8 protein-coding genes are annotated in these 6,836 nt (G+C 43.9%); 5 read left to right on the top strand and 3 right to left on the bottom strand.

Annotated elements, in window-relative coordinates:
• Nucleotides 1-725 precede the first annotated feature (725 nt).
• Together QUA77_RS28345 and QUA77_RS28350 are read left to right on the top strand one after the other, a co-directional pair.
• Nucleotides 726-1,070 (top strand): hypothetical protein, encoded by a 345-nt coding sequence (locus QUA77_RS28345; protein WP_333042989.1) that lies wholly within the window; start codon nt 726-728, stop codon nt 1,068-1,070.
• A 137-nt stretch (nt 1,071-1,207) separates the two neighbouring features.
• Nucleotides 1,208-1,570, top strand: coding sequence for a hypothetical protein (locus QUA77_RS28350; protein ID WP_333042988.1), 363 nt, complete (start codon nt 1,208-1,210; stop codon nt 1,568-1,570).
• A 134-nt stretch (nt 1,571-1,704) separates the two neighbouring features.
• Here QUA77_RS28350 and QUA77_RS28355 read toward each other — a convergent pair whose 3' ends face one another.
• Complete coding sequence (locus tag QUA77_RS28355) at nt 1,705-2,532, bottom strand: GNAT family N-acetyltransferase (protein WP_333042987.1); 828 nt, start codon at nt 2,530-2,532, stop codon at nt 1,705-1,707.
• Between the two features lie 100 nt (nt 2,533-2,632).
• Here QUA77_RS28355 and QUA77_RS28360 point away from each other — a divergent pair, with 100 nt between their 5' ends.
• Together QUA77_RS28360 and QUA77_RS28365 are read left to right on the top strand one after the other, a co-directional pair.
• Entirely contained in the window at nt 2,633-2,872 is a 240-nt protein-coding gene (locus QUA77_RS28360; protein ID WP_333042986.1) for a hypothetical protein, read from the top strand.
• Nucleotides 2,873-2,899: 27 nt separating this feature from the next.
• On the top strand, nt 2,900-4,387 hold the full coding sequence (locus QUA77_RS28365) for a tetratricopeptide repeat protein (protein ID WP_333042985.1): 1,488 nt from the start codon (nt 2,900-2,902) through the stop codon (nt 4,385-4,387).
• A gap of 434 nt (nt 4,388-4,821) precedes the next feature.
• On the opposite strand, the gene QUA77_RS28370 is transcribed toward QUA77_RS28365, so the two are convergent.
• A complete protein-coding gene (locus tag QUA77_RS28370) occupies nt 4,822-4,956 on the bottom strand; it encodes a hypothetical protein (protein WP_333042984.1) in 135 nt (44 codons plus the stop codon).
• A 368-nt stretch (nt 4,957-5,324) separates the two neighbouring features.
• Here QUA77_RS28370 and QUA77_RS28375 point away from each other — a divergent pair, with 368 nt between their 5' ends.
• Nucleotides 5,325-5,585, top strand: coding sequence for a hypothetical protein (locus QUA77_RS28375; RefSeq protein ID WP_333042983.1), 261 nt, complete (start codon nt 5,325-5,327; stop codon nt 5,583-5,585).
• Nucleotides 5,586-5,948: 363 nt separating this feature from the next.
• Here the strand turns inward: QUA77_RS28375 and QUA77_RS28380 are convergent, their stop codons facing one another.
• Nucleotides 5,949-6,584, bottom strand: a complete 636-nt coding sequence (locus QUA77_RS28380; RefSeq protein WP_333042982.1) for a hypothetical protein — start codon at nt 6,582-6,584, stop codon at nt 5,949-5,951.
• Nucleotides 6,585-6,836 lie beyond the last annotated feature (252 nt).

Genomic DNA, 6,836 nt, shown 5'->3' on the forward strand with positions numbered 1-6,836 from the left:
TAACTTAGCCACGCTTAGGGCATTTGGATACTTTACAATCCTTAACATAATTGTGTTTGACAGCGCCTACCTACTTAACTTAACTATACAGAGGCTTTGATTGTTTTCGGAGATGTCTATTAGTTATACCCTGCCTCCGTACAGACCCCAACAGCGTCCATCTTTTACTGCTAAACATTTCAGGCTTTGCTACTTCAAGTCATTTTGTCTTTGATTTACAAAACTTTATGTCTTGTCCTATTTTGCACGTATCTCGGCTATATCTCTACATCAACGCAATCGCAATTACTCGGGACAGGCAAAGGGCTATTTTTGTGCCGTTACGACAACACCCTAAAAGTCTGGGATGAGAGAAAGTGGGGAGGCGAGCGCTAGTTTCAACCTTATTTTGCTGTACCGTTGCGTCCGATGGAGCCACCATTGTGGCAGGCGACGCATCTGGTCGCGTATATGTCCTGCGACTCGAAAGGATAGAGCCATTAACATCAATTTCTTACACAATCGTCGGCAAGGCGCAATTTGCAGAGTTTCAGCAGCAAACCTATCGCTGTCCTGCCCTTTGTCTCAACCTAGCTTTACCAGTCTAATTTTGAGCAGATCTAGCAACAATTTCAATATCGCTACTAGCGTCCCCGCCGACGCTGTTACCCATGAACGTATCCGAACTCATCCGAGCTACCTCGTGCCAGACTTAAGAAAAGTAAGAGGAACTGGGAGCAAGTCTAATGAGTTGTAAGAAGTGTCTGGCGATAGGTTTGCTGCTGTTAGCAACAGGTTGCGTGCCACAAAGGAACGAGCGACCCGTTTCAGAAAAAGAATTTGGTAAGGATTGGCCACTTACCGTACCCAGTGGCACCTTGGCTTGTGTTCTCCCTTATTGGCAAGATGTGCATTTCATTATCTTTATTTCTCCTGATGGCAAAGAATATACCCTTGAAGGCAAGAGCGAAACAAAGGGAAAATATCTCCCGATTTATTCAATTTTGAAACCTGCCTCCCAAAACCCACATTATAAATTTGTTGACCACAGGGTATTATCTGAGGAAGGTTGTAAATTGTGTTTTCAATAATTGCATCAAAAAATAAGCATTCGAGTCTTACAGCTTGGCGTTTAAAGCAGACTGTATAGAGCAAAAGGTGAAGAATAAAAACTTTGTTAGTTTATCGCAGACTTAAGAAAAGTAAGAGGATCTGGGAGACAAATCAAATGAACTGGAAAAAATATGCGGTAGTGTGTGGACTATTGCTGCTAACGACAGGTTGCACGACGGAAAAGAGGGAGCGGTTTATTTCAGAAAAAGAATTAGGTAAGGACTGGCCCCTTACTGTAAAAAGTGGCACCCTAGTTTGTAGAATTTCACCCTTGGAGCGGTGGGTTTTCTTTATTTCTCCTGATGGCAAACCACATAATCTTATCGGCAACAAAAAACTTTACCCAATTCTTCGCATTGTAAAACCTGCTATCAGAAACTCAGATTCTAGAGCAGATTCTAGATTTGTTGCCGACAATATCTTGCTTAAAGAAGGTCTTCAATTGTGCCCGGAACAATTTAGGCGGGTAGCCCGCTAATAGTTGCGGGGCGCAGCCGCGCAACTATATCATCAATGGTAGCCTGTCCCTTCCATGCTTAAAAACTGAAGAGACAACCAGGGGCGATCGGCTTTCTGGGCAACTCGTGCAAAAAGATGTTGAGGGCTACTTCTTTAATATCCTAAAATCCTCCTTTTGTTTGAGTGGATTCGGAAAGTACAAGTTTCCTTAAAGCCCATTCGCTTGTAAATATTTACACCATCCGGTGCTGCCTGAAGGGTGGCAAAAAGCGCTCCGAGTTTTTTGGCATAACTGAGCGTATAATGTGTGATTGCCGAGCCGTAACCCCGATTTCTAAATTCTTGCAGCGTACTGATATCAAAGAGGCTTGCTGTCTGACCAAGCAAAAAGATTGAACTCGTACAAACAGGCTTATTATCGACATACCCCAGAAACAATCTCAAAGGACGATTCTCCAAATTATCCAACTCTCCCACCCGCCGATAAAATTGCATAACGAAGTCATCTGGTGGCTCAAAAAGTGAAGCGATAATCTTTCCAAACTCATTGATTTCTTTGAAAGAGGTGGCCATGCGGAACTTGAGATTAAGAGGATACTGAACGTCTTGTGGTAAATCATCAAGATTTGCAACCATACCCATATCCACTTCATCTTCGATAAATCCATACTCTTCTAAGGTTGAAAAGACATAAGCATCCCGAAATTCTTCACAAGTCCACCAAGCTGCTGGTAAACGAGCTGAATTAAACTCTTCGCACATCTTGGCAATAGTACGCTTTCCGTCTTCGCTATCAAATTTTTTACTAATAACGAGATTAAAAGTATCTGTTTTGTAGCCCGAATTAATGAGAACGTAACTTTCTGTTTGTTCGACTTTCATGTCTGGAACGAATTGGAGTGGAAAATAAATATTCTTGCCAATGATTCCTGCCAAAACTAACTGGATTTGGTCGTGTATTCTAAATTCTTCCTCTATCATCTGCACCGTCTCCTTTCTGTCAATTTTATATACGGAACTGGGCCAGAGGTGTGAAAATGCCGTTAGCCTTAACCCTGCGAATGGAAGTGCGCTCCGAGCCGTGACGACAGTGCCAGACGTGCGAACCGTGGCTGCGGTGCAATTGTGCGAGCCGTTGCAGCCGTTCGATCGCGCCAAACGTAGAACCAATCTAGCAGAAGAATTGCTCGTTACTGACCAACCGAAAAATGCAGTCATTTCAGCCATTTGTTGTGCCGATCGAGCTACCGACTTGAGGAAATTGGCGAAGCTCGATCCCCATAACTTCTTCCTGCTTTACACTAAGCAGGCTAGTGATTAAGATTAACAAAAATACAAAAGGGTGGCTATGCTCGATCGCGCTCAATGGTTTTTGGTCGGTATGTCGATCGCACTTTCGCTTCAGCTAAGTCAGCCAGTGGCAGTAGCCGTATCAGTTGGTAAAGGCTTACAAATAGCACAAAGTAACAGTAGTGATGCTGCCGACAAAGTATATGAAGAAGCCGAGAAACTTTACGAACAAGGAACAGCGGAAGCAAAAAGAAGTGCGATTGTCAAATATGAAGAAGCATTAAAACTGTATCGGGCAGTAGGCGATCGGAATGGCGAAGCTAGCACCCTCAGCAAAATTGGCGTTGTCTATAATGATTTAGAAGAAAAAGAGAAAGCACTAGAATATTTCAACCAGTCTCTTCCCCTGAGTCGGGGAGTGGGCGATCGCAAGCAAGAAGCTATTACCCTCAACAATATCGGCGAGGTTTACTATAAGTTGGAAGAAAAAGAGAAAGCGCTAGAGTATTTCAACCAGTCTCTTCCCCTGAGTCGGGGAGTGGGCGATCGCAAGCAAGAAGCTATTACCCTTACCAATATCGGCTTAAGGTATACAGATTTAGGAGAAAACCCGAAAGCGTTAGAGTATTTCAACCAGTCCCTTCCCTTGAGCAGGGCTGTAGGCGATCTCCGTGGGGAAGCTACTACTCTCAACAACATCGGCTTAGTATACGCAAATTGGGGAGACAAAGAAAAAGCAAAAGAGTATTTCAACCAATCTCTTCTCCTTAGTCGGAAAGTGGGCGATCGCAATGCGGAAGCTATCACCCTTAACAACATCGGCTTAGTGTACAATAAGTTGGGAGACAAAGAAAAAGCAAGAGAGTATTACAGGCAGTCCCTTCCCCTGAGTCGGGCAGTGGGCAATCGCCGTTGGGAAGCCGTTACCCTCAACAATATCGGCTTATTATACGCAGAATTGGGAGAATACTACATAGCATTAGAGTATTTCAACCAGTCTCTTCCCTTAAGAAGAGCTGTAGGCGATCGCCGTGGGGAAGCTCTAACCCTCAACAACCTCGGCGGTCTATACAATGAGGTGAGAGAAGAACAAAAAGCGCTAGAGTATTTCAACCAGTCCCTTCCCTTGAGCAGGGCTATAGGCGATCGCCGTGTGGAAGCCTTTACACTCACCAACATCGGCTTATTATACGCAAATTTGGGAGAAAAGCAGAAAGCGCTAGAGTCTTACAACCAGTCCCTTCCTCTTTTTCGAGCAATTGGCGCAACCGAGGAAGAAGCACTCACCCTCTACAGCATGGCTTTTATCAAACGATCGCTAGGCAATTTTACCGAAGCTCTCAATGATATTGAAGCTTGTCTTAAAATAATTGAAAATCTCCGCAGTAAAATACTCACCGCAGAACTCCGCAGCTCATACCTTGCCACAGTGCAGGACTACTACGAATTCTACATCGATTTGTTAATGCAATTGCACAAAACTAATCCTAACTCCGGTTATGATATCAAAGCATCCGAAGCCAGGAAACGTGCTACAAATCCTTAAAAAGCAACGCAATGTGATGAAGCTCGATCGCCATGAAATTAAACCCCTGAATAAACAAGGATTTTACCCAAAAATACCAAAATAAAAGCCCCTATCGTTGTGAGAATTGCAGCCCACCACTTTAACCAAATGGGATGAGCAAGAACCATAGGCAAAAAAATTACACTTAAAATTAAATAAATTAGGACTATATCAGCGGAGTAGGGAAAAATAAAAATTGCCAGCGGACCCAATACTGGCATTAAAATTTGGGAAAAAGTGTCAGAGAAAGACCAATTATGATTGGGCTGAAAGCTCAAGGCTATTTGAACTGATTGTACAGAAGCCAGGGAGAAAGCCGGAATTATCACTGATAAACGCTTTAGCCACGAGAAGCGACTTAACCACATACGCGAACTTTGATTTAAACTTTGCCAATAATAATAGAAACTTCATCAGTTTGTCATAAGTATCTCCCAACCAAGTTGCACCGATCGCCCGCCGAGAACACGGGCAACCGCCGATCGCTCAAAACATCCCATCAAGTAAATCGGTAACGTCTCTTTGGTCGCGGCCGCGATTATCGTCATACACCATCAAGGTGTTTAGATTCTTGTGTCTGCTTAACTTCTGTACCTTCCGCACATCCCTGTCTGTTGCGTCTAGTGCCGCCGTGATAACACTGTGTCTGATGCGGTGAAGGAACATCTGCTACTAACGTTGCTTAATCAGGGTATGAAAAAAATAACTTGAAAATCCCGAAGTTTTATGGATACTGGTTTCTCTGACTTGCATATTTAGCCCTTCATACCCTGGCATCAGCAACGCCCTTTACCTTTGGCTTCAAATCAATTCTAAAGTTTCACGCTTGCATCGCCCACTGTCTCGGGCTATACCTGTGCTGACATAACGCATCTCAAGAGCTAATCTCAAAGTTAGTTCTTTACCGCAATTGCTCATGGGTAGCCAATCTACAGCCAAAACTATCTTTCTCCTCGCCTCTATGGTGGGCTGGCTTATCGTTGGTGCATCTTTGATGTATCTTTTTCCGGTCGTCGCAGATTGGTTAATATCCTCCGATCGCACCCATCTATGGATGCAGACCCTCAGCCGTAGCGGTTACAATCCTATGCTGGCTTGGGTAGGAGGAGGCATCACTCTGGTTATTACCGTGTTGGGGTATATCCTCTGGCATCAGAGGTTTGAAGGCAAGATTTAGAGCGATGGTCCCAGATCGATTTTGGAGCGATCGAGTTCTGAGTTCAAAGAAGTGTGGGAGGCCTTTGCGGTGAGGCGTAGAAAAAAGCCTACCAAGACGACTATCAGAAATTTAGAGATGTATAAGTGCTGGTTGGATACAGCCGTGCTTACTTGTTGGAAAACAGCTAAATGCTCTATTTCTAACAGTTTTTGCTGATGTCAAACATTATACTCTGATGTATCTGAAGTGGCAACCGTTAGTAAATTCTCAGTGATTTAGCCTTTAAGTTTCTGCTAGATGACCCTTAGCTCTTAATAAGGGCATGGTAGTGGTTTGGAAAACTTAACTTTTATTTACAATATGCTTTCTATCCTATCTACTTTACGTCAAGTCTCTTCTCATTTGCAAGAGCGCTTGATTCAACCCCTCGCTGTGAATCCACCCTACGAAGCCACCGTAAATCATTTTGCCATCAGGATCGGCTAAAAAAATGTGGTCAACGCCGAGGGGGTTTTTCCAAGCCCTAACCGCTGTTCCATCCCTAAGTCTGATAATCGGATTGGAGCTGTTAAAATCCCTGTGGTGTGCTGGTGTCATTCCTGGGACAGCTTCTAAAATGGCGCGAGCTTCAAGGGTAACATCTGAAATGTTGGCAGCGCTGGCTGCTGAACAGCCACATCCATCTGTCACAGTTTGCTTGAGCCTTTCTTTGATATCGCCGTCAAACAGGGATAATTGCTCAATCTCATCTAAAAGTTTCCCGTGTGGCTCAGATAAGCGCCTTTGGCAATAAATTGCTGTTAGCAAGTCCTCTAACCCTACTTTTGTCAGAGCCTCTGCAATCAATCCCGTCAAACCTAGTACGGCAATGCCTCCGAGCATTCCTGCCGGACCACCTAGAAATGCTAGAGCTGCTGTGATTGCAGCCGCTCCTGTTAAACCTGTCGCAGCCATCGTTACTACCAAGATGATACCTGGTAAACCCAAGGCAGCTACTTTCTTGACGACTTCATCCATTTTACAAACCTTCGCTGTTGCTTTCTTTCTTCTACCAACCAGTTGCCAGCACGAAAAGCCTGCTAGCGCAACAAGTTATTTATGGCGTTGCTGAATACAGGTATGAATGGAAGATTTCCCAATTGCTATAAGCCAAGTCGAGTGAGTTTTGTAACATCAAGGGAAAAGTGGATTCATAAGTAGGTAGGCGGGAAAAAACATATTTATGTAACAAAACATTAAGCAGCATAATTGGAGTTAAACTTAAGGCGT

It is taken from the genome of Microcoleus sp. K5-D4, assembly GCF_036704575.1.
Classification (GTDB): Bacteria; Cyanobacteriota; Cyanobacteriia; order Cyanobacteriales; family Microcoleaceae; genus Microcoleus.

Bases quoted from the DNA above. Each gene is read 5' to 3' on its own strand.
- QUA77_RS28350 (WP_333042988.1), top strand. From the start codon at position 1,208: ATGAACTGGAAAAAATATGCGGTAGTGTGTGGACTATTGCTGCTAACG.
- QUA77_RS28355 (WP_333042987.1), bottom strand. From the start codon at position 2,532: ATGATAGAGGAAGAATTTAGAATACACGACCAAATCCAGTTAGTTTTG.
- QUA77_RS28380 (WP_333042982.1), bottom strand. From the start codon at position 6,584: ATGGATGAAGTCGTCAAGAAAGTAGCTGCCTTGGGTTTACCAGGTATC.
- QUA77_RS28345 (WP_333042989.1), top strand. From the start codon at position 726: ATGAGTTGTAAGAAGTGTCTGGCGATAGGTTTGCTGCTGTTAGCAACA.
- QUA77_RS28375 (WP_333042983.1), top strand. From the start codon at position 5,325: ATGGGTAGCCAATCTACAGCCAAAACTATCTTTCTCCTCGCCTCTATG.
- QUA77_RS28370 (WP_333042984.1), bottom strand. From the start codon at position 4,956: ATGACGATAATCGCGGCCGCGACCAAAGAGACGTTACCGATTTACTTG.
- QUA77_RS28365 (WP_333042985.1), top strand. From the start codon at position 2,900: ATGCTCGATCGCGCTCAATGGTTTTTGGTCGGTATGTCGATCGCACTT.